The sequence below is a fragment of the Sporosarcina soli genome, from assembly GCF_042655805.1.
In the GTDB taxonomy this organism is placed as follows: domain Bacteria; phylum Bacillota; class Bacilli; order Bacillales_A; family Planococcaceae; genus Sporosarcina; species Sporosarcina soli.
Genome location: NZ_JBHSNO010000005.1, coordinates 424754 through 446621 on the forward strand (window position 1 = coordinate 424754; position 21868 = coordinate 446621).

The 21868-nt window shown below is 44.8% G+C and carries 23 protein-coding genes; all 23 read right to left on the bottom strand.

Annotation, left to right across the window (positions count from 1 at the left end):
* Window positions 1-49: 49 nt before the first annotated feature.
* Window positions 50-559, bottom strand: coding sequence for a DivIVA domain-containing protein (locus tag ACFPRA_RS06385; RefSeq protein WP_381431854.1), 510 nt, complete (start codon window positions 557-559; stop codon window positions 50-52).
* Window positions 560-650: 91 nt separating this feature from the next.
* Window positions 651-1427 carry a YlmH family RNA-binding protein gene (locus ACFPRA_RS06390; RefSeq protein WP_381431856.1) on the bottom strand — a complete coding sequence of 259 codons (777 nt, stop codon included), beginning with the start codon at window positions 1425-1427 and terminating at the stop codon, window positions 651-653.
* 62 nt (window positions 1428-1489) lie between these two features.
* The gene (locus ACFPRA_RS06395; RefSeq protein WP_381431858.1) at window positions 1490-1768 is read right to left on the bottom strand and encodes a YggT family protein; all 279 of its coding nucleotides are present in this window, start codon (window positions 1766-1768) and stop codon (window positions 1490-1492) included.
* A gap of 26 nt (window positions 1769-1794) precedes the next feature.
* Complete coding sequence (locus ACFPRA_RS06400; RefSeq protein ID WP_239388904.1) at window positions 1795-2247, bottom strand: cell division protein SepF; 453 nt, start codon at window positions 2245-2247, stop codon at window positions 1795-1797.
* Window positions 2244-2936 (bottom strand): YggS family pyridoxal phosphate-dependent enzyme, encoded by a 693-nt coding sequence (locus ACFPRA_RS06405; protein ID WP_381431860.1) that lies wholly within the window; start codon window positions 2934-2936, stop codon window positions 2244-2246. Before ACFPRA_RS06405 ends, ACFPRA_RS06400 begins: the two co-directional genes overlap by 4 nt.
* A gap of 72 nt (window positions 2937-3008) precedes the next feature.
* Window positions 3009-3251 (bottom strand): PRC-barrel domain-containing protein, encoded by a 243-nt coding sequence (locus ACFPRA_RS06410; RefSeq protein WP_381431862.1) that lies wholly within the window; start codon window positions 3249-3251, stop codon window positions 3009-3011.
* Between the two features lie 86 nt (window positions 3252-3337).
* A complete protein-coding gene (gene sigG / locus ACFPRA_RS06415) occupies window positions 3338-4120 on the bottom strand; it encodes an RNA polymerase sporulation sigma factor SigG (RefSeq protein ID WP_381431864.1) in 783 nt (260 codons plus the stop codon).
* Window positions 4121-4348: 228 nt separating this feature from the next.
* The gene (gene sigE, locus ACFPRA_RS06420; RefSeq protein WP_239388908.1) at window positions 4349-5062 is read right to left on the bottom strand and encodes an RNA polymerase sporulation sigma factor SigE; all 714 of its coding nucleotides are present in this window, start codon (window positions 5060-5062) and stop codon (window positions 4349-4351) included.
* On the bottom strand, window positions 5052-5906 hold the full coding sequence (locus ACFPRA_RS06425) for a sigma-E processing peptidase SpoIIGA (RefSeq protein ID WP_381431866.1): 855 nt from the start codon (window positions 5904-5906) through the stop codon (window positions 5052-5054). The genes sigE and ACFPRA_RS06425 overlap by 11 nt, the downstream gene beginning before the upstream one ends.
* Window positions 5907-6284: 378 nt before the next feature.
* Entirely contained in the window at window positions 6285-7457 is a 1173-nt protein-coding gene (gene ftsZ / locus ACFPRA_RS06430; protein WP_381431868.1) for a cell division protein FtsZ, read from the bottom strand.
* A gap of 344 nt (window positions 7458-7801) precedes the next feature.
* Window positions 7802-9085: a cell division protein FtsA gene (gene ftsA / locus ACFPRA_RS06435; RefSeq protein ID WP_381431870.1), complete on the bottom strand. Its 1284-nt coding sequence runs from the start codon at window positions 9083-9085 to the stop codon at window positions 7802-7804.
* Window positions 9086-9179: 94 nt separating this feature from the next.
* Window positions 9180-9551, bottom strand: coding sequence for a small basic family protein (locus ACFPRA_RS06440; RefSeq protein WP_239388912.1), 372 nt, complete (start codon window positions 9549-9551; stop codon window positions 9180-9182).
* A gap of 2 nt (window positions 9552-9553) precedes the next feature.
* The gene (locus tag ACFPRA_RS06445) at window positions 9554-10273 is read right to left on the bottom strand and encodes a DUF881 domain-containing protein (protein ID WP_381431873.1); all 720 of its coding nucleotides are present in this window, start codon (window positions 10271-10273) and stop codon (window positions 9554-9556) included.
* A 24-nt stretch (window positions 10274-10297) separates the two neighbouring features.
* On the bottom strand, window positions 10298-11038 hold the full coding sequence (locus ACFPRA_RS06450) for a DUF881 domain-containing protein (RefSeq protein ID WP_381431875.1): 741 nt from the start codon (window positions 11036-11038) through the stop codon (window positions 10298-10300).
* Window positions 11001-11807 carry a cell division protein FtsQ/DivIB gene (locus tag ACFPRA_RS06455; protein WP_381431877.1) on the bottom strand — a complete coding sequence of 269 codons (807 nt, stop codon included), beginning with the start codon at window positions 11805-11807 and terminating at the stop codon, window positions 11001-11003. Before ACFPRA_RS06455 ends, ACFPRA_RS06450 begins: the two co-directional genes overlap by 38 nt.
* 13 nt (window positions 11808-11820) lie before the next feature.
* Window positions 11821-12885: a putative lipid II flippase FtsW gene (gene ftsW / locus ACFPRA_RS06460; RefSeq protein WP_381431879.1), complete on the bottom strand. Its 1065-nt coding sequence runs from the start codon at window positions 12883-12885 to the stop codon at window positions 11821-11823.
* Between the two features lie 76 nt (window positions 12886-12961).
* Window positions 12962-14314 carry a UDP-N-acetylmuramoyl-L-alanine--D-glutamate ligase gene (gene murD, locus ACFPRA_RS06465; RefSeq protein WP_381431881.1) on the bottom strand — a complete coding sequence of 451 codons (1353 nt, stop codon included), beginning with the start codon at window positions 14312-14314 and terminating at the stop codon, window positions 12962-12964.
* Window positions 14315-15286, bottom strand: a complete 972-nt coding sequence (gene mraY / locus ACFPRA_RS06470) for a phospho-N-acetylmuramoyl-pentapeptide-transferase (protein ID WP_381431883.1) — start codon at window positions 15284-15286, stop codon at window positions 14315-14317.
* Window positions 15287-15648: 362 nt separating this feature from the next.
* A complete protein-coding gene (locus ACFPRA_RS06475) occupies window positions 15649-17565 on the bottom strand; it encodes a penicillin-binding transpeptidase domain-containing protein (RefSeq protein ID WP_381434773.1) in 1917 nt (638 codons plus the stop codon).
* A 57-nt stretch (window positions 17566-17622) separates the two neighbouring features.
* Entirely contained in the window at window positions 17623-19797 is a 2175-nt protein-coding gene (locus ACFPRA_RS06480) for a penicillin-binding protein (RefSeq protein WP_381431885.1), read from the bottom strand.
* Window positions 19798-19832: 35 nt separating this feature from the next.
* Complete coding sequence (ftsL, locus tag ACFPRA_RS06485; protein WP_239388920.1) at window positions 19833-20204, bottom strand: cell division protein FtsL; 372 nt, start codon at window positions 20202-20204, stop codon at window positions 19833-19835.
* 14 nt (window positions 20205-20218) lie between these two features.
* Window positions 20219-21151, bottom strand: coding sequence for a 16S rRNA (cytosine(1402)-N(4))-methyltransferase RsmH (rsmH, locus tag ACFPRA_RS06490; protein ID WP_381431888.1), 933 nt, complete (start codon window positions 21149-21151; stop codon window positions 20219-20221).
* A gap of 96 nt (window positions 21152-21247) precedes the next feature.
* A complete protein-coding gene (gene mraZ / locus ACFPRA_RS06495; protein WP_239388922.1) occupies window positions 21248-21679 on the bottom strand; it encodes a division/cell wall cluster transcriptional repressor MraZ in 432 nt (143 codons plus the stop codon).
* Between the last annotated feature and the right edge of the window lie 189 nt (window positions 21680-21868).

Consider the following 21868-nt stretch of genomic DNA (forward strand, 5'->3'; position numbering starts at 1 on the left):
AAGTCAAGCTTCTTCACCTGAACATTGCCCAAAAAACTTCATCAATGACTTATAGTTCTTCGTCAGCGACCGCTTCCAACCGCTCCGCATTGATTTCGTATTCCAATAAATTATCCCAATCATCCGACTGTATCAGATCAAGCTGCGCTTCGATAAGCATTTTAAAACGTGTACGGAACACTTTGGATTGCTTTTTCAAGTCTTCGATTTCTACGGATATTTTACGTGCGCGGGAAAGTGCCTCATGGACAATCCGATCGGCATTCTTTTCTGCTTCTCTGATGATCAACTTCGATTCTTTCATGGAGTTGCGACGGACATCTTCTGCCGCTTCCTGGGCGACCAAGATGGATTTTTGCAATGTATCCTCGATTGAATTGAAGTGTGATACTTGTTCTTTCGTTTGTTTCAAGCTATTTTTTAGTTCTTTATTTTCTTCCAGGACGTTTTCATAGTCTTTCATGATTTGTTCTAGAAATTCATTGACTTCATCTTCGTCATACCCACGGAATTTACTGCTAAACTCCTTGTTATGTATATCAAGTGGTGATAGAGCCATTCGTCGCATCTCCCCTTTAGCGTAATTCTTTCTCTATTATACATGTTGAAACAAGAGAAGACAGCATTATCTTCACCCATAATCTGAAAAATCATTCTAACTTCCCAATACTGAGACGGATTTTGTCCTTTTTTGTCCTACCTTCGATACCCACCACTTTAAATCTGCCCGCTCCCCTTATGGAAAGCATATCGGATTCTTGCAATTCAAAGGCGGGTTGATCCCGTACCGCCCAATTCACTTTCACTTTTTCACCATGAATGAGCGTAGCCGCTTTTTGACGCGAAATATTCGCAAGGGCTGCTACAACGACATCGAGCCGCATCGAACTAACGATATGTAAGTCCTCCGTCCAAGTATCCGCAGATTGAAGCCACTCTTCCGGTCGATCATTCTCTTCGACCGTCACTTTCGATTTCCCGATGGAAGTGAAGTTCGCGGTCATATAATCTTTTAATTCATCGGCGACTGTAAACTGGACCACATCTTCCCAAATTCGGATATCCCCAAATTTCGAACGGTCAATCCCGAGCGACATCATGGAGCCAAGAATGTCTCGATGTTCGAGCTTCATAAATTTGGCTGGATATTTTACATTGAACAATGCAATCTGATAATCGGTTGATTCCGGAACATAATAATCTGGATAAATAAGCATCCTTTGCCGCTCCGCTTCAGAAAATGCACCACTCGATCCGACTTGGAGATCGGAACCGTGTGCGAGTGACTCAACAATGAATTGTTGCCGTGGATCTAGGAATCCGGTCAATTTAGGGGCATATGTATCTTCCACTTCACGGATCCAACCGATAGCCATTTCTATGAAGGGTTGTTCGTCTTTGCGGAAATGCTGTAGTATAGTTTCCATTTTCTTTCTCCTTATACAAAAATCCTCACCTAAGTGAGGATCCTTTCATCATTCAATCTTTTTTAGAAAAACAGCCTGAATACTTCCCAAACTCCCCTTGAGATTAAATTTAATGCGAATAACCCTACAATTGGCGAAATATCAATCATGCCGAGTGGTGGAATGAACTTCCTGAAAAAACCTAAATAAGGTTCTGCAATCTTTTCAAGCAATCGACCGAATTTTGTTTCGCGTGACGAAGGTATCCAAGACATTAAAATATAAATGATGAGGAGTACCGAGTAAATTTGGATTGCATTTGCAATAAGTTTATAAATCGAATATAAAATGGTAGTTGACATGCTAATTCGTACACCTCATTCAAAGTCTAACGTTCAAAATAATCGGAAATCGCCCCTGCAACTTCCACGTTCTCAGGGACGCAAAGAAAAATGTCCGTACCGATTCGCTGTATGTCCCCGCCAAGCGCATAGACGGTTCCGCTCAGGAAATCGACGATCCGGATTCCTTGGTCTCGTTCAATTCGCTGCAAGTTGACAACGACTGCCCGTTTGTTCTTCAGATGCTCAGATATGTCTTGCGCTTCCGCATAGACACGGGGTTCGGCAAGTACAACCTTGGATGATTTCTGGATGCTTTGTAAACTTACAACATTGCGCGTTTGTTGACCTTCTACCGGTTGTTTTCTCGGTGGGACCCTGCGTGGTTGTTCTTGCACATGTAGCTGTTGTTCTTCACGGCGGGGTTGAGGTTTCTCCTGCACTTCATCTTCTTCGTCTTCAAGATAAAACCATTTCTCGAATTTGTTTTTGATGCTCATCCGTCTTCCTCGCTTTCTGCTCCGACAAGTGCAGTTCCGATTCTAACATGGGTTGCACCTTCTTCGATTGCGATAATGTAGTCATTCGACATTCCCATGGACAAGTATGGACACGGTGCAAAAGGTAGATTTCGTGCGGCAATTCCATCACGAAGTTCTCTCAACGAACGGAAAATCGTACGGATTTCATCGTTATTCTCAGTGAAAGGTGCCATTGTCATCAGACCGACGATCCGGATTTTATCGTAAGTTCCCACTTCTTCGATAAACTGGTTAAGTTCGGAAGGGGTGATCCCGGATTTACTTTCTTCACCGGAAACATTCACTTGGATAAAACAGTCAACTCGATGATCCGCCCGCTTTTGGATTTCTTTGGCAATACTCAACCGATCGACTGAATGTAAATAGTCAATCCGATTGATGATATCCTTGACTTTCCTGCTTTGGACATTGCCGATGAAATGCCATTCGGCACCATTTGGAATCGCTTCCTGTTTACCGAGAAGACCCTCCGCACGATTTTCACCGAGCTGACGGATGCCTGCTTCCAGTACCGCGGAAGTCCTTGCGGCTGACACTGATTTTGTGACGGCTACGATCGTAACATCGGCTCTGTTTCGCCCGCTCCGATCGCAAGCGGCTTGTATATCCTGTTCAATTTTCTGTATACGTTGTTGTAATAGACTCATGATTATCACTACTTTTCATCTTTCTTACCCTTTATTGTAACAAGTGGGCGGCTACATATCAATGATTAGTCATTAATTTCCGTCTTTGTTGCCGACAAGCATGATATCTTTTCCGATTGTTGCAATATCGGCAAGCGCTACCCGTTTCACTTCTTTCCCTTTCCCCTCAAAAAAACTGCTCCGTTCCCCTCCACCAACATGAAGCAATTCCACTTTTCCATTCTTCGTGTCAATCGTTGCATCTTGTACAAATCCAAGGAATACACCTCTTTTTATATCAATGACTTCCTTCTTCTGAATTTCTGAAAAACGCATACGTTCCCTCCTTTGTTTGAATATATGCATCGCATCGAAAAAAAACGCAAATGCAGTCGCTGCATTGCGTTTTAACTTTCATGTAATTAATGTTGGTCCATGCCATCTCGGATAATTTTGACCGCATTTTTCTCTAATCTTGAAATTTGTGCTTGTGAAATGCCTAGTTCTTTGGCAATTTCAGTTTGCGTTTGTCCCAAGTAAAAACGTTTTGAAAGGATCGTCTGTTGCCGTTCATCCATTGTGGATACAGTCTCTTTGACGGAAACATACGTTAACCACTTATCTTCGGACACGGTTTTATCCTGCAACTGATCCATCATGAATACCGGATCTCCGCCTTCCCCATTGATCGGTTCGTGAAGGGACATCGGGTCTTGGATCGCATCTAATGCAAAAAGGATGTCATCAGCCGGAATACCAGTCATATCCGCCAAATCTGAAATGCGTGGTTCTTTTTGGTGATCATTGATGAATTGTTCTTTCGCTTTGATCGCCTTATAAGCGATATCGCGCAGTGACCTAGATACTCTTATGGAATGGTGATCGCGTAAATGTCTTTTGATCTCTCCGATAATCATCGGGACGGCATATGTTGAAAATCGCACATTATGTTTCAAATCGAAGTTATCGATCGATTTCAACAAGCCGATACAGCCGACTTGAAAAAGATCATCCGCTTGTTCTCCACGATAAGCGAATCTTTGAACGAGGCTAAGGACGAGTCGCAAATTGCCGATGACGAGTTCCTCCCGCGCCGATTGGTCTCCGCTTTGTAGCCTGATAAATGTTTCTTTCATCACGTCGTTTGTGAGTAATGGCAATTCGGACGTATCGATTCCGCATATTTCTACTCTTGTACGTACCATTCGCTTTTCCTCCACATTCTGTCGATGACTGTACAAATAGTCTGTCCGTGGACGTCCGGAATATGCAGGATTTCGTATCGCCAATTTCAACCAATCGAACAGCGAATCGATCAGCGAAGGGTTCGATTTGCCTTAATTTCTGCGTCCTGTGCAGAAATTAAGGCACTTTCAATACGAACTTAGGTTGCCTTCCTTTATTAAATAAGCAGGAAACTTTGCTTGTTCAAGTTACGCAATTGGATGATTCAATTGCTCTCTCAAATCCATGATTATTTTCTTTTCAAGCCGGGAAATATAGGACTGGGAAATACCAAGTAATTCGGCTACCTCTTTTTGAGTCATTTCCAGTTTTCCAGTTAACCCGAAGCGGCATTCCATAATATAGCGTTCCCGTTCATCCAATGTCTGTATGGCGTCAATCATATGTTGACGTTCAATTTTCTTTTCAACATCATCGATAATAATATGCTCATCTGTGCCGAGTATATCCGATAATAGTAATTCATTGCCGTCCGCATCCGAATTGAGCGGTTCGTCAAAAGAAATTTCCGAGCGTGTCCGATTCGTTTTGCGCAAATGCATCAATATTTCGTTTTCAATACAGCGGGAAGCATATGTTGCCAACTTGATATTCTTATCGATTTTGAACGTTTCAATCGCTTTGATAAGTCCAATGGCCCCAATGCTGATCAAGTCCTCGATATGTGTATTGGTATTATCGAAGCGTCGAGCAATATAGACGACGAGACGAAGGTTTTTTTCAATGAGCGTATCACGCGCATTCATATCGCCTTCCATGAAAGCCCGTATTGCCTCTGCTTCTTCTTCACGTGTCAATGGTTTTGGAAGTGATTCATGTCCTCCGATATAGTATGTGCCCTTTTTCTTCCCTTTAAGAGAGGAAACAATCATCGACAACCAATTTTTCAACTTATGCAGCATGAACAGTTCCCCTTTCGACGTTTAGTGATTCCATTGCGGATACGTGCAAAATCGCTTCGGCACTGTCCGGGTAACGACGGTCTTTTTTCGTCAGAACAACATAACCCGGTTGTAGCCCATTTTCATCCCCCACCACCCATCGTTCGAATTTAAAACCAATCGCCCATGATTGTCCTTGAATGGTCATCAATCGGATCAATCGAATGCTCTTTTGATACTTCTCCGGAAACGCCGTTAACGAAGGCGAGCCAATTGAATCCCATTCAAACAACGGTTTTTTCAGATCTTCCGGCATGAATGATTCCACCGCTTTCAATGATACAAAATGAACCGGTAAACCTGATAAGGGCTCTGTACAGCTATTTCCTGAATCTACAAATACTTCAATCGGGATTTCAGCATCCCAGAGATGCAAAACAGAAGAAGATCTGAGCTCCGATACATGACGTGCAATCCTGACATCCAGCCATTTCTTTTTCAAGAAATGGAGGGCAACATAGGCAACGACCGCATAAGTTAAAACATTTACTGCAGTATTGAAAGAAGTGAGACGAAAATGAAAAGCGGTCAATAACCCACCTGCAAAAATGGCTCCGACCAAAACCATGGACGCCGATTTTTTCCAAGGTTCGAATGTTTTGCCAAATGCACAAAATGTCATGCCTAAAAACGAAAGGATGACCGCAAAAATGGACGATGGAAAAAGCGTGACAGGTAATGCGCCAGCCAAAGCTGCCAGAACAAGCCTCCCGCGGGCGGCATAAATATCTCCCACTTTGTTGGCGAACGACAGAATGGCATAATTGAATAGCATATTCACTCCGACTATGATCTCTCCATACATAGACCGCCCTCCCTACAGACAACGATAACATCCTGAAGTTGAAATGTTTGTCGGAATAGCGGCTCTTTTCAAAAAAGAAATCGACAGCTTTCGATTGAGATGGGAGGAGCTAGTGATCAAATAAATCTTCAGGCGATCAGAAAACGCTGGCGGTGATCAATCAGACCTTCTCGCGATCATAAAACACCGATAGTGATCAATCAGACCTTCTAGCGATCATAAGACGCTGAAGTGATCATTCAGACCTTCTAGCGATCAGAAGACGCTGACAGCGATCAATAAGTTCACAATGCATTCCAACTGTAAGAATTCCCACGACAAAAAGCATCCCGGTCCATGCTGTTGCATGGGCCGGGATGCTTTGAATGGTATTCGCCATTATCGACGGCGATTGCGTAAGAATGTTGGAATATCTAACGCATCTTCGTTTTGATTTGCTTGCGGTTGACGAGTTGGAGGCGTCTCTTGTTGTTGAAACTGAGGTGCCTCTTCTCTGCGTTCGCGTACAGGCGTTTGTTGAACCGGGGCTTGCTCACGTGGCTGCGGACGGCTGGAACCGTATCCTGCACTTCTCGCCGGACGTGATGCGTTGAGCTGTTCTTCGCTAAATCCTGTAGCGATTACCGTCACGATGATTTCATCTTTCAAATTGTCGTTGATGACCGATCCGAAAATCATGTTAACATCTTCATCTGATGCAGACGCGACGATATCCGCAGCCTCTTGCACTTCGAATAGGCTGAGATTCGATCCGCCTGTAATGTTCATGATGACACCTTTCGCACCGTCAATCGATGTTTCAAGCAATGGACTTGAAATTGCTTTTTTTGCTGCTTCCGCTGCACGATTTTCTCCTGTGGACATCCCGATCCCCATCAATGCAGAGCCTTTATTGGACATGATCGTTTTGACGTCCGCGAAGTCCAAGTTAATGAGTCCTGGTGTCGCGATCAGATCCGAAATACCTTGAACCCCTTGACGCAGTACATTATCCGCTTCACGGAAAGCTTCAAGCATCGGCGTATTCTTATCCACGATTTCAAGTAATTTATCATTCGGGATGACGATCAGCGTATCCACGGATTCTTTCATCGATGTGATGCCGCCAATTGCCTGCGTGGAACGTTTCCGTCCCTCAAATGTGAACGGTCTTGTGACAACACCGACCGTTAGTGCTCCAAGATCTTTTGCAATTTGTGCGATGACAGGTGCAGCTCCTGTACCGGTTCCGCCTCCCATACCCGCGGTTACAAAGACCATATCCGCTCCGCGTAAAGCTTCTTCAATCTGCTCTTTGCTTTCCTCTGCAGCTTTTTTACCGACTTCCGGATTTGCACCCGCACCAAGTCCGCGTGTCAATTTTGCACCAATTTGCAATTTCACTTCAGCACTTGAAAGATTAAGAGCTTGCGCATCGGTATTCACTGCAATGAATTCTACACCTTGTACACCATGTTCAATCATTCGGTTTACAGCATTGTTCCCGCCGCCACCAACTCCAATTACTTTGATGACAGCTGCTGCATCAACATTCGTATCAAATTCCAGCATCATTTCTCCTCCTAATCTATCTCATGCATACTAAAAATCAATTAGGCCTCGGCGTAATTGCGTCCAAATTTTGAATTGCGAATCGAACAACGAAGGGTTCGATTTGCCTTAATTTCTGCGTTTTTTGCAGAAATTAAGGCACTTAGATAAGCGCAATTAACTCCTTTCAAAATTTGTGACATCCGCCGGAGGCTCAACTTGAATCAGCAAATCTTTTTGTACTGAAAGCGAAACGTCAGCTACAGGGAATTTGGATTCCCTCTGAATTGATAGCCATTTTAACTTTCAATACACTACCTGTAGTAATGGGAGACTTCTGCTGAATCAAGTTTCCTATCAATCACTTATTCAAAGAAATTGTCGAACACCTTTTTTGCCCGATTTAAAAGCCCCGGTTTTTTTTCCGCACTCCGTTCCGCTACCTTTTTCTTGTTGACCGGTGCCGGTTGTTGGGTTTCAGCTACCTGCACGGTCGGTGAATCTTGTACATGGCCGAAATAAGTATCCTGCATATGTGCATATCGGATCAGACCGACAGCTGTCGAATACATCGGCTCTCGTACACCGATATACTCCGGCGTATGGATGCGCACTCTCGTTTTGAGCACATGTCTGGCTAATTGAAGCATACCATCTAGCTTGGTGATTCCACCAGTTAAAACGACTCCTCCTGGGAGATCTCGCACACCCATCCGATACAATTCTTCCAAAACGAGGTCAAAAAGCTCTTCCAGCCGTACGCTGATGATTTCCGATATGTATCGTTGGCTATATTGGTCTTTCGAATCTGCGCCAATCACCGGCACTTCAAACAGTTCATCGTCCGATGCATCGTCCGAGAATGCATGTCCATACTGGTGCTTAATCTTCCTTGCTTGTTCAGTCGGCGTTTTCAAAATGATGGATAAGTCTTTTGTGATATGATCGCCGCCAACTGGGATGACGGCCGTCGCCATGAAACGATTTTCACCGAACAGTGCGATGGTCGTAGAACCTCCGCCTATATCAATGAAAGCCGTGCCATGATTCTTTTCATCGTCCGTCAAGGCAAAAGTGCCGGCCGCTAACGGTTGTAAATAGATTTCTCGGATCACAAGCCCCGCCCGTTCTACGCAACGCAATATATTATGAACAAGTGTTTTTGATGTTGTGATAAGCGTACCGTCCATTTCAAGCCTGACTCCGATCATTCCTCTTGGATCCGTAATTTCGTCATAATCGTCAACGATGAATTGCTTCGGTATGATATTGACGATTTCCCGCTCTGGCGGGACTGACATGACTTGAGCTGATTTCATGACCCGATCGAGATCATCATCAGTGATTTCACGGTTTTCCGAGTTGACTGCCACTACACCTTTCACATCCTGCAATACTACACCATTTGCAGGGATGCCAAGAATGACTTCGCGGATCTGCATGCCAATCATGCGCTCCGCTTGATCGATCGCTTTACGGATCGATTGGACAGTTGCATCGATATCGATGATCGTCCCTTTTCGGATACCTGCCGATTGGACGTTACCGACTCCGATCACATGCAGGGATCCGCCATCCACCTCACCGATCAAAACTTTGACTGATGAAGAACCTATATCAAGTGATACATATAATTCTGATTGGCTCAATTACTGGCACCTCCCATAGCAACTCTTATCTTCCATTCTATTGTATTATAAGTGTATTGTCTAAATATTTTCGACATCTCTTCGCCAAATCCTTTCATTCCGTAGCATTTGATTGAGAAACTTTACTCCGCTCCGTCCATTTTACGATTAAGATCCTTCTGATGACAGCGATATTCTGGAATAACCGCACACCAAAAGCGAATACGGCAGCCAAGTATAAATCGACGCCTAAATGTACCCCCAGGAAGGCCAACGCAGCTGCCAGTGCGATGTTAAAGAAAAATCCGGATACAAACACCTTATCGTCGTACACTTGCTGTAAATGCGCTCTGATGCCTCCAAACAGCGTATCCAAGGCTGCCAAAACGGCAATCGATAAATAATTTCCATATATTTGTGGAATTTGTATATCCGACAATAATCCGAGTGAAATCCCAACCAAAAGACCAAGCAAAGGCAGCCACATAATTATTCCCCTTTCGGTATTTCTTTCAAGAACTGATTTTCAAACCTTTCCTTGTATCCTCGGATTTCAATAGTCGCTTCCGGTTTTCCGATTACAAGAAGCAGATTATCGAGGTAAAAATCATCGCGGATCGTCGATGCGGATAAAAAATTATACAGTTTTTCACTATCTTCCATTGTCGGTGTAATAATTTTGATCGTGAATGGTGGGGTAGATATATGTAAACCATTCACACTTGTCACCCCGTTAATATCCCGGATGGAACTCAATGTCGTAAACCGTTTCCCGTCAATTTCCAAGGAAATCCCTTTGAAACGGTTCAGTTCATTGACGAACCGGGTGAGCAAATCGGGGGATATGCCCGTAATCGGTACACCGAATGCAACACTTTCGGCAGATGGTCGAACATTTAAGACGATGCCCGGTCCGCTAATCGTTGTCATCCCCGCTTGTTTATACAAGTTGTCCACCGTTTCCGATAAGGCCTTTCCCGCATTTGTTTCGTTGAGTGATTTGTATGTAGAGATTGTTTGATCCAGCTCACGAATTTCCGTTAACAATTCGGAATGATACTGCTTTTCAGTGGATAACTCATGGCGTATTGCCCAAATATCCCTTGTATCACGTTCTTCAGGTTTTTGCATCGAATTGAATTGGACGGCCACCATGAATCCGACGATGAGCAAAATCACTGTAAATTTCCAATGGATTGTCTTTCCCACCCGTCCATCCTCCTAAGCGCCGGTTCAACTTTCGTCCCGCAGAGCAGACAACCGGATCTCTTTTGACTGTTCTGTCGTCACGACAATATTATCCCTGATCAACCCGTCAATGACACCGCCTTTCAAATACAAAGAAGACGTGAGAACATCCATATCACCGACCGCTTCAATGACAAACGGCGCAGGGAATGTCCTACCATCAATCGTGATGACAGGGCCTGTACATTTAATATAAGAATTGGCTGTTATTCTTTGACCGTTAATCGCAATGCCCTGCGCTCCGGAAATTCTAAGTTCGTTCACTACCCGAAGAACATGGCTTTCATGAACAATATAATCATTCGGATTTTGTTCAATCGGGTCATAGTCGGCATCTTTCAATGTCACGATGACACCTTGTCCGACTGCAGGAATAACACCAAGCAGCAAGCGGAGGTCTCTTGCCTTATCTACTAGAATGGCATGGTCTTCCTCTCTCGTTGAAAAAGAACGTTCAAATTCCCGTATCTCTTCCTGCTTGGCGGCGATTTCATCTGTCAGTTCCTTATTGCGTTCCTGCTGGCTGATCAATTCTTCCCGATATGCTTCTTCCTTCAAGATCACGGAGGATTCAAGGGCATCGGCCTCCTGATTCGAGCCAAGTGTCCGGTAAGAAAAAGCGAGGATAAAACCGAGCACGAGAAAAACGACAGAAAAAAGGATATGTCTTCCTCGTTTTTGATAGTCATCATTCACTTTCGCTTTCGTTTTCACTTTCCTCTTCAATTGGCTCCTCCTCCCCGGTCTCGCCGTATATTTCACTATAGGGGACAAAGAATGTTCCTACTTCCATATCGATCACACCTTTTTCCATTCCGCCTAATTGTGCTGTAATCTCTGGATAATAAGCCATTTTTTCCGCAAAATCGGAAATGACGGAACGCACTTCGAAGCCATCATCCATGTAAACCGTAATATTATCCGGACCGCTTTCCGTCCCCATAAAAATGATTTCGGATAATAGCCGATAGACGTTCTCATCCATTTTCAGCAATTGTTTGGTCAGCCTCTTTTGCATGTCGGCATCCTTAAAATTAGTCAATATAGGCGCTTCTGCTTCAGGATAATGGAGACCTGCCGGGAAGACCTCCCCATTTTCCAACAGCAAATTGTACTGCTCTTTCTCCTCCATATAAGCGACGGTCTTCCATTCGGTAATGGTGATCTGGACGTCATGCATCCACTTTCGAGAAACGTCTACGCTTTTCACTTCTTCTAGTCTTGCCAAAGATTCCTCAATTTTTCCGGTGCTGAAATTCCATAAAGGCTCGTCCACTTGCAGCCCGCTCTGTTGCTGATAAAAATCCGGCTCGTGAAGAACGGCTCCCTTCACAATAATGGCTCCCACTTTACTGAATGGTGATTGAAAATAAAGAATAGCGAGGAGCGCAATGATGAAGACGGATAATACGAACAGAAATTTCTTGTTCGTCTTCCTGCGGCGCTTCTCCCGCATGGATGGGATCCGTTCTTCAATATCAATCACTTTCTCCATATTGGCTCCTCCTTTAACCAATCGATTTTCTACGACTGGCGAAATGCATAATCGTCCCCGCTGCCAGCCAAGTCGTCATTAACGATGAACCCCCATAGCTAATGAACGGCAACGTAACACCCGTGACAGGCAATAGTCCCGATACGACACCCATATTCAAAAACGTTTGAAAAATGATCATTGAGCCCATCCCAGCAACCATCAAAAGCTCATGCCGCCCTTTTGTCCGAATCGCGATTCCGAATGCCGCCACCAATAAGACGACAAACAACAATAAGACGAACGTCGCTCCGATAAACCCTGTTTCCTCCGCAATAATCGAAAAGATAAAATCATTTTGCGGCTCAGGCAAATATAAATACTTCTGTCTGCTATTTCCATAACCATGACCGAATAGTCCCCCTGGTGCGATGGCAAAAAGAGATTGAATCCCTTGGAAACCGGTGCCAAGCGGATCATTCCATGGATCGATATACGATTTGATCCGATCCAAACGATACGGTGCCGCTGCAATCAACGCGATGAATGCAACAACGCCGCCCACCCCCAGGAAAGTGAAAAATTTTAACGGATAACCCGCTATGAACAAGATGACAAATGCCGAGATAATCATAATGACGGCTGAACCTAAGTCCGGTTGCAACATGATCAAAGCAGCAGGAAGCAAGATCAATCCAAAATGCTGCCAATGAAACATTTTTTTCTTGCTTGTTTTGTCCATGCTACAAGCCAATTTCCCGATCAATGCGACCTTCACGAATTCAGCAGGTTGCAAACTGAACGGTCCGAGCGCAATCCAACTTTGCGAACCATTGCGAACAACCCCGATGCCCGGGATCAATACAGCGATCAGCAACAAGATCATCGCGTAGTAGAAAACGGTCCATGTTTTCGGATAAGAGGTCAATGGGCTTTTCATGATAACGAGGGCAATTCCGATTGACACCGCCGTATAAACCCCTTGCTTCACGATGAAGGGGATGGAATCCGCATAATGAACCGCGCCCCAATAGGAACCTGCAGAATGGACAAAAGCCAATCCGATCAACGACAGCGCCACCGCAGAAACAATAAACATTGTTTTTAACTTCTCTTCCAGCGAACGCATCCTTCCGCAATAGTACTCTTGCAGTATTACATGAACATACTTGTTTTTATTTCAATTCCATTACAGCTTCAATAAATTGATCACCCCGCACTTCAAAGCTCGAATACTGATCCCAACTTGCACAAGCTGGTGAAAGGAGGATAATATCCCCTTCAACCGACAGTGGATATGCCTGTTGTACGGCATCCTTCACATCTTTGGCCTGGATGATATCCACAATGCCGCAGGAAGCCGCAAACTCTGAAAGCTTCTCAGCAGTCTCACCAAGAGCGACAACCGCTTTAATATTCGTCATAAACGGTCTGAGTTCTTCAAAAGAGTGACCCCGGTCAAGTCCACCCGCAATCAGGATCGTCGGTTTCGTAAATGCGGCCAGCGCGCTTTTCGTCGCCAGCGTATTCGTTGCTTTCGAATCATTGTAAAACATACGCCCTTGCAATTCCTTAACGAATTGCATCCGATGGCGAACCCCTGTAAAAGAGCTCAGCACATCTTCAATCGCGGCTTTATCGCACCCCATCAAAATGGCTGCTGCTGTAGCAGATAAGATATTTTCAAGATTATGTTGCCCCGGCAACTTGATAATGGACCTTTTTGCAAACGGCTCTCCATTCCAGTATATCCATTCGTCGTCCGCCGATATTCCGGTTTCTTTTCTACCTTGTAGCGAAAACGGAATCGTCATCGCTGAAGTTTGAGCGGCAAATTCTCGGAGATCGGACTGATCATCGTTGTAAATGAAATAATCGTCCTGCGTCTGATTTTTTGTGATATTCGCCTTCGCGCTTCGATATGCTTCCGGCGTCCCGTGGTAATCCAAATGCGCATCGTAAATATTCGTCCATATGGCAATCTTCGGCCGGAATGTTTCTGTCCCCATCAGCTGAAAAGAAGAGGCTTCAAGCACGATGATATTCTCTTCACTCGCCCGTTCTGCAACCGAACAAGAAACTGTTCCGATATTCCCTGCAATCAGTGGCTGTTTCCCCCCAATGTTTAACATATGGTACAGCAAAGTCGTCGTTGTCGTTTTGCCATTCGATCCGGTTATCGCAATAATCGGGGCTTCACTTAAGCAGGATGTCAATTCGATTTCTGTCCAGACAGGGACTTTTTTTCGTAATGCTTCTACAACGACCGGATTCGTATACGGAATCCCGGGGTTCTTCACTACAAGCTCAAACCCCTTTTCCATGATGTCGGAGGGATGGCCGCCACAAATGACTTCTATCCCCTTCGAACGGAGTTCCGCAATATCATTGTTGTCCCCCTCCGGTGATGCGTCATTCACAGTAATCTTCGCGCCTAAAGTATGTAGCAAATTAGTTGCCGCAAATCCGCTTTTCGCTAAGCCAAGAACGAGTATATGCTTTCCTTTGAACTGATTGACATTTTTCATTTACATCACCTCCAGCAAGACGGGTACAATCGCTGCCAAAAATGCGACGCCCCAGAAAACGATGACAATTTTCCATTCCGACCATCCGGATAATTCAAAGTGATGGTGGATCGGACTCATCTTGAACACCCGCTTGCCGTTCGTCTTGAAACTGATCACTTGAATGATGACTGATAACGTTTCAACAACATAGACGATCCCGATGACAAGGAGTAAAAATTCTTGTTTAATGAGAACGGATAACATAGCAAGCACACCACCGAGGGCAAGCGATCCCGTATCCCCCATAAATACTTTTGCAGGCTTCACATTGAAGACCAAGAATCCAAGCATCGCACCGGTTACTACGAAAGAAAACAACGCAATATCCTGTTGCCCGAAAATGAGAGCATGCACACCGAATGAACCGAATGCGATGGATGATGTTCCCGCAACAAGCCCATCCAGTCCGTCTGATATATTGACCGCATTGGAAAAACCAACGAGCCAAAAAATAAGGAACGCAACATAAAAAATACCAAGTTCCATTTGAATATCCGTAAAAGGAATTCGCACAACTGTATCAAACGGCCCTAACTTCAAAAGGAAGAATGCAAGGACCGCAACGATGATTTGCCCGATCAGTTTTTGAATCGATGTCAGGCCTAAGTTCCTTTTTACAACAACAATGATAAAATCATCGATAAACCCGATGATCCCAAAACCGACGAGAATAAGTAATAGAACAATGGTCTGTGTCGTCAGTACATCATTTATGTAAGAAAGGGCGAGCGTTGACAAGATGATGGAACCGATGAAAATTAGCCCACCCATTGTCGGTGTACCCGCCTTTTTCTGATGAGCTTTCGGACCTTCTTCCCGAATGCTCTGCCCAAACTTCAATCTCCTTAAAGCCGGGATAATGAGAAATCCTAGTAATACTGAAATAATGAATGCGACCACAATGGCCGTCAATGTCGTGACGAGTGTCATGATTTTTTTCTCCTTCTAGCTACTGAAACAGTCCATATCCATGCGCTGTGTCAGACTTTGCAATTATATCAAGTACGCCTCGGCGCAATTGCGTCCAGATTTTGAATTGCGAATCGAACAGCGTAGGGTTCGATTTGCCGTATTTCTGCGTTTTTTGCGGAAATTAAGGCACTTAGATAAGCGCAATTAGCTCCTTTCAAAATCTGTGACATCCACCGGAGGCATTATCTTCGTTGAGTAGGCGTTTGATCACCCACTGAACAGTAAAACAAAACCGCATTCATCTCTCCACCTATAGGGATGGGAATATTCTACTTAATGAAGATATCGATAGCTTGTTGGGCAGATGCCCTTGAGGGATCTCATTCCGTATATACGTGAATCACATCATCCACCCCAATCAATGTATCGACTGCCGGCAGCTGATACTTCACCTTCTCTCCCGACCCATGCCATTCGATCTGGTATGTGTACAACTGACCTCTGACACTCTTTCTAGTCATGCCTGTCAGATCCGGAACACGATGCGTTAAAGTATCCCCCCAACGGTAGTCTTTCTCCAACTGCCCTTCTCTACGCGGTGTGATTCCAGCCATCGGCGCAATTTCTTCAATCACCCGGCCGACGATCGGTGCAGCGATGACACCACCGAACTGGCTCGCATTTTTCGGACTGTCAACAGCGACATAAACAAGCAATTCGGGGTCATCTGCGGGTGCAAAACCGATAAAAGACACAATATAGTCCCCATCTTTATAATTGCCATCGACTACTTTTTGGGCAGTCCCCGTCTTTCCGCCGACACGGAGTCCGTCTGTGAAAGCATTGCGGCCGGAACCATTCGCAACAACTGATTCCAATGCTTCCCGCACTTGCTTTGACGTTTCTTCACTGATCACTTGACGTTGCATTTCCGGTTCGAATGCTTGCAACGTCTCCCCTTTATCATCCAAAATTTCTTTGACAATATACGGTCGGAACAGATAGCCTCCATTGATGGCTGCGGCAACAGCTTGCACTTGCTGGATCGGTGTCACGGAAATCCCTTGCCCGAAAGCCGTTGTTGCCTGCTCGACTGGGCCAAATGATTTTTCCGAAAAAAGGATTCCTTTCGCTTCCCCGGCAATACCCGATCCCGTCGATTGCCCAAAACCGAAGGCACGGATATATTGATCGAGCTTTTTGCCGCCCAAACGTTGACCGATTTCAACGAATCCTGGGTTACAGGAGTTTTCAACCACTTCTAAAAAAGTCTGATCTCCATGCCCCGACCTTTTCCAACAGCGCAACCTCGCACCCTCGACCATCACATAACCGGGATCAAAAAAATGTTCATTGTGCAAATCAATCACTTTTTCTTCCAAACCGGCTGCCAACGTGAGAATTTTAAAGGTTGAACCCGGCTCAAAAGTCATCCACACAGGTAAATTCCGATTGTAAATGCTCGGATCGACGTTTTGATAATCAGCAGGGTGAAAAGTCGGAACAGATGCAAGCGATAATAACTCACCCGTTTTAGGGTTCATAATAATCCCCAACGCCTGCGTAGAATCGTATTTTTCCATCGCTTGCAATAATTCTCTTTCGAGCACTTCCTGCATCCGCGAATCGATTGTGAGCTCGACGGACGAACCTTTTTTCCCCGTCGTGAACCCATCATCCACATGCGGCAACGGGATGCCTTTAGCATCTGTATATAGACGAATTTTATCACCTGTACCGCTCAAAATTTCATCATATGCAAACTCGATTCCCGCCAATCCTTGATGATCATACCCCGTAAAGCCAATCAATCTGGAAAGCAATTCCTCTTTCGGATAATGGCGGACAAAATCGACACCTGTATAGAGCCCGTCAATTTGCAGACGCGCGATTTCATCCGATTGTTCTTTAGTAATATTTTTTCCTTCGGGTGCCAATTTAACCATGTATGCTTTTTTAGCCATTTTTTCTTCCAACTTGGCTGCGTCGGTTTCCAGTATATCAGCTAATGCTCTCGCGGCACCTGCAATATCCTTGTTTTGAGAAGGCATAAAATACAATGTCGGGGCTAATCTGCTCCCCACAAGTAAATCGCCATTTCGGTCAAGGATATCCCCCCGCATTCCTCCAAATGGAATTTCCCGATCCCAATTCGCCTCTGCGCGCTCTTTTAGCAGTTCGTGCTTTATGATTTGTACATGAAACAACTTTCCAACGACCAGCGCAAGTAAGATGAGGAAAATGACAAAAATGGCTCTTAGTCTCTTTTTGGATTGTAATAGTATGAACGTTCGCAGTGCCTGCACACCTCTCGTTTTTCTATCAACGTATGATGCGAAGACTTCAGCTATTCGTTATCCGCCAACAATCTTCTCTTCCTCTGGCTCTTCCACTTGCGGCTTATGAATTTCGGCGGGTGCTTGAAGCTGTACAACTACTGGATCATTCTGATCGATGACCGTCCCGTAGGATAAGCTTTGTTCGGTGACAAACCCTTCACCGTTCATGCGTATATCGAGTCCGGATAGCATCTTAAACGAAAGAACCATCTTCTTCGACCATCCCGTGAAATCCGGCAATGCCGTTTCCCCTCCCGTTTTCAATAGGACAACCGCGTTTTCTGTCAGCTTTGTATTCGGCAACGGATATTGTACTTCAATTTTCCCACCTTCGCCTATCACTACCGGACGAAATCCTTCTTGTTCAAGTTGCGACACGGCCTCGGCAGAATCTTTGCCCGTATAATCTTTGAGCGCCTTCGCTTCAGTGGCATTTTCATCATCAGGAACGATATTCAAATACTTCAAACTGCTTTCCATGACGGATGTGAACACCTCTGCCACCGGATCCGATCCGACTTTGTCAATCGGCAATTGCGGCTGCTGGACAAGAACATATGTAATGAGCTGCGGGTCCTCAATCGGAGCCATGCCCAGAAAAGAATATAAGTAATTGCTGCCGCCGCTCAAATAACCGCTACCACTCGTTTTCGGAATTTCTGCAGTACCAGTTTTCCCGCCAACCGTATAGCCGTTCAGCGCGAATTTCTTCGCCGTTCCTTTTTCTCCCGTTACGGTCGATGCCAGCACTTTCCTTACTTCTTTTGCCGTATCGGCAGAAATCGGACTGTCATGCTTTTCCGGTTCGTGCTCATTGATTACTTCACCCGTATTCGGATCGGTAATTTTGTCTATGACATACGGTTTCATCATGTTGCCGTTATTGGCAATTGCTGTTGCCGCCTGGACCATTTGGATTGGCGTCACCGTAGAGCCTTGCCCATAGGAAGTTGTCAATCTTTCACTTGGATACCGATCCAAAATGATACCTGGCGCTTCATTCGGCAGATCGATTCCGGTCCTTTCACCAAATCCAAATTTTCGTAGATAGTCGATAAACGTTCGGTCCCCTAAACGTTCCAACAAATAAGCCATGGAAACGTTCGACGACCGTTGGAATCCTTCCAAATAAGTGATAGTTCCCCATCCGTCACGATTCACATCTCGTATTGTTCGGTCAAAAATCGTATACTGACCCGACTTGAAATAGGCATTCGGATCCCACTTATTCTCTTCGATTGCTGCAGCCAAGGTGAACATCTTCATTGTCGAACCGGGTTCAATCGTATTTTCAAGTGCATCATTCAGCCAGTTTTCCGTCAACCCTTCCCGTGTAGAAGGGTGGAATGCAGGGCGCTGACTCATGGCCAGAATTTCACCTGTTTTCGGATTCGCCACGATGACGAGCATCTTCTTAGGAGAATAGACGGCATTGGCTCGATTCAATGCATCCTCGACGAAGTTTTGGATTGTCTTGTCGATCGTCAGCTGGATTTCATGACCATCTTGAGCGGCGACAATGTTTTTTTCCGTTTTCGGTAACACGAATCCCCAACCATCTGATTGGAAATCTACTTTTCCATCCGTCCCTGTTAACTCTTTGTTGTATGTTTTTTCCAACCCCATTTTCCCAACGGTGGAAATATTTCCTTGTTCATCTTCTTCCTTCATCGCAAAACCAATTAAGTAAGAAGCAAAAACGCCGTTCGGATAGAATCTTTTCTGATCTTCGATAAAAAGGATACCGGAAAGCTTCTTGTCCTCGATTTCTTGCTTTAGTGCAAGAACCGTTTCGTGACTCAGATCACGACCTGCTTTTCCGAACTCCACCTGCCAAGTACCTTCTTTTGCATTCGTCATGCGTGAAAGGATAGCTTCCTTCTCGAGCGGGATATATTTGGCGAGTACTTCAGCCGTAGCTTCGTAATCTTTGACATGCATCGTTTTTTTCGATCCATTACTCGCCTTTTCACTTAAAACAGCAACGAGACGATAACTAAGTGTATCCGCAGCGATCAACTCGCCATTTCGATCGACAATCGTTCCGCGATCCGCTTTCAAGGTCGACTCCCTCGCATATTTTGCTTCCGCAAGCGCCGTCAGCACTTTCCCTTCCGCCTGTCCTGTAGCCTGGATGAATAGCATTCGTCCGAATAACAGGAAAAAGAGCCCTCCAAAAGTCAAAAACATCAGAAAGGCTCCCCATTGGAATCGAAATCTCTTTTTCATCGTCCAGGCACAACCTTTACGTTGTTCTCGTTCAGATTTAAGCCGAGCTCCTTCGCTCTTTCCCACACGACTTCATATGTGGATTTCTCTTTCACTTGGATGGACAATTCCATATTCTTTTTTTCAATTTCAGAAATATCCTTTCCGATTAATTGAACTTCCCGATTCGTTTCATTGATTTGTGCTTGTGTATGTAGAATCATTGTTGAGAAAAGGACGAGGATAGTGGCAAACAGCACGAATAAGAACTTCTCCCCTTTGGAAAAGATTTTACGAGAAGGACGTATTTGAGGTTGTTTTTGCGGTACTTCCGGTATTTCCAGTTCACGAACATATGATGTCTGAAAATTTCTCTGTTCCAAAGCCATTCACAATTCCCCCTTTACTTCTTTTCAGCAACACGTAGCTTAGCGGATCTCGCCCGCTTATTCTCTTCTATCTCTTTTTTGTCCGGAACGATCGGTTTCCTTGTGACGAGCTTCAAGACTGGTTCCATCCCTTCCGGTATAACCGGCAAGTTGGGTGGTAGATCAGGCAAAGAAGATGCTTCTTTAAAAATGGTTTTACACAATCGATCCTCCAACGAATGGAATGTAATGACGCTAATACGACCACCGGGATTCAGCAAAGTAATCGCATCCGTTAAGGATTGTTCTGCGGCTCCCAATTCATCATTGACAGCGATTCGGATTGCTTGGAATACCCGTTTAGCCGGATGTCCTCCCGTCCGCCTTGCAGCCGCTGGTATGCCTGCTTTAATCAGTTCTGTCAGTTCAGCCGTTGTACGGATCGGACTTTGTTGTCTCGCTTCCTCAATTTTGCGTGCAATGCTTTTCGAAAACTTTTCCTCACCATAGCGGAAAAAGATACGTACCAGATCCTCATAAGACCATTCATTGACGACGTCATAAGCGGTCAATGCAGCACTTCTATCCATCCGCATATCGAGCGGGGCATCATGGTTATAACTGAATCCCCGTTCCGGCGTATCGAGCTGTGGAGAGGATACTCCTAAATCATAAAGGATTCCGTCGACGGTTTGGACTCCAATTTTAGCCAATTCCGTCTTTAAGTTCCTGAAATTCGAGTGAACGAACGTCACTTGGGGAAGATACTCCTTCAATCGCTCTTTCGCCACTTCAATTGCCGTCATATCCTGATCGAAACAAATCAGTCTACCTTCCGGAGATAAACGCTTTGCTATTTCTTTACTATGACCTGCTCCTCCGAGCGTACAGTCGACATAGATGCCGTTGTTTTTTATCGCTAAACCTTCGACGGCTTCTTGAAGCAATACTGTCGTGTGGTTAAACATTGAAACCGCCTTCTTTCTTTCAAGTGTTTTAACATGCTGCGCCCTGCGCTTTTGTTTTCGTCTAGAATCCGGGCGCCAGACGCTCTGCGCTTTTGTTTAAAAATCAAAATCAATGATGTTTTCCGCAATTTCGCTGAACGATTGCTCGGATTGCTCGTAATATTCTTCCCAAAGTGACTTGGCCCAAATTTCAATACGGCTTGAAACACCAAGGACGACACATTCTTTCTCAACTTTCGCATAGTGGAGTAACGATGAAGGAATATTGATGCGACCCTGCTTGTCCAATTCAACTTCCGTAGCTCCTGAAAAGAAGAAACGAGTGAAGGCACGGGCATCCTTTTTGGTCACAGGCAATGCTTTCAGCTTTTCTTCGAGCCGTTTCCATTCATCCATCGGGTAACCGAAGAGACAATTGTCCAAGCCGCGGGTCAATACAAAGCCTGCCCCGAGGTGTTCCCGAAACTTAGAGGGAACGATCAGGCGACCTTTTGTATCGATAGTATGCTGATATTCGCCCATGAACATACTCTTCACCCCACTATATGAAATTAATGTACCACATCCCCCCACTTTCCTCCACCAATTTCCCGTGTTTTTTTGTTTTTCATTTGAAAATGTGTCAATAGTACTTGTTTCAATGAAATCTAACGGAACAAAGGCTGATTCTACCCGTTTTTTTGGACTAGAATGACCGCTTGAATAGAAGTCGTTCCA

Coding starts and splice junctions, on each gene's coding strand:
- ACFPRA_RS06385 (WP_381431854.1), bottom strand. CDS start 559: ATGGCTCTATCACCACTTGATATACATAACAAGGAGTTTAGCAGTAAA.
- ACFPRA_RS06390 (WP_381431856.1), bottom strand. CDS start 1,427: ATGGAAACTATACTACAGCATTTCCGCAAAGACGAACAACCCTTCATA.
- ACFPRA_RS06395 (WP_381431858.1), bottom strand. CDS start 1,768: ATGTCAACTACCATTTTATATTCGATTTATAAACTTATTGCAAATGCA.
- ACFPRA_RS06400 (WP_239388904.1), bottom strand. CDS start 2,247: ATGAGCATCAAAAACAAATTCGAGAAATGGTTTTATCTTGAAGACGAA.
- ACFPRA_RS06405 (WP_381431860.1), bottom strand. CDS start 2,936: ATGAGTCTATTACAACAACGTATACAGAAAATTGAACAGGATATACAA.
- ACFPRA_RS06410 (WP_381431862.1), bottom strand. CDS start 3,251: ATGCGTTTTTCAGAAATTCAGAAGAAGGAAGTCATTGATATAAAAAGA.
- sigG (WP_381431864.1), bottom strand. CDS start 4,120: ATGGTACGTACAAGAGTAGAAATATGCGGAATCGATACGTCCGAATTG.
- sigE (WP_239388908.1), bottom strand. CDS start 5,062: ATGCTGCATAAGTTGAAAAATTGGTTGTCGATGATTGTTTCCTCTCTT.
- ACFPRA_RS06425 (WP_381431866.1), bottom strand. CDS start 5,906: ATGTATGGAGAGATCATAGTCGGAGTGAATATGCTATTCAATTATGCC.
- ftsZ (WP_381431868.1), bottom strand. CDS start 7,457: ATGCTGGAATTTGATACGAATGTTGATGCAGCAGCTGTCATCAAAGTA.
- ACFPRA_RS06440 (WP_239388912.1), bottom strand. CDS start 9,551: ATGTGGCTGCCTTTGCTTGGTCTTTTGGTTGGGATTTCACTCGGATTA.
- ACFPRA_RS06455 (WP_381431877.1), bottom strand. CDS start 11,807: ATGGAGAAAGTGATTGATATTGAAGAACGGATCCCATCCATGCGGGAG.
- ftsW (WP_381431879.1), bottom strand. CDS start 12,885: ATGTTTATTGTTTCTGCGGTGGCGCTGTCGTTGATCGGATTGGCTTTT.
- murD (WP_381431881.1), bottom strand. CDS start 14,314: ATGAAAAATGTCAATCAGTTCAAAGGAAAGCATATACTCGTTCTTGGC.
- mraY (WP_381431883.1), bottom strand. CDS start 15,286: ATGACACTCGTCACGACATTGACGGCCATTGTGGTCGCATTCATTATT.
- ACFPRA_RS06480 (WP_381431885.1), bottom strand. CDS start 19,797: ATGTTTTTGACTTTTGGAGGGCTCTTTTTCCTGTTATTCGGACGAATG.
- ftsL (WP_239388920.1), bottom strand. CDS start 20,204: ATGGCTTTGGAACAGAGAAATTTTCAGACATCATATGTTCGTGAACTG.
- rsmH (WP_381431888.1), bottom strand. CDS start 21,151: ATGTTTAACCACACGACAGTATTGCTTCAAGAAGCCGTCGAAGGTTTA.
- mraZ (WP_239388922.1), bottom strand. CDS start 21,679: ATGTTCATGGGCGAATATCAGCATACTATCGATACAAAAGGTCGCCTG.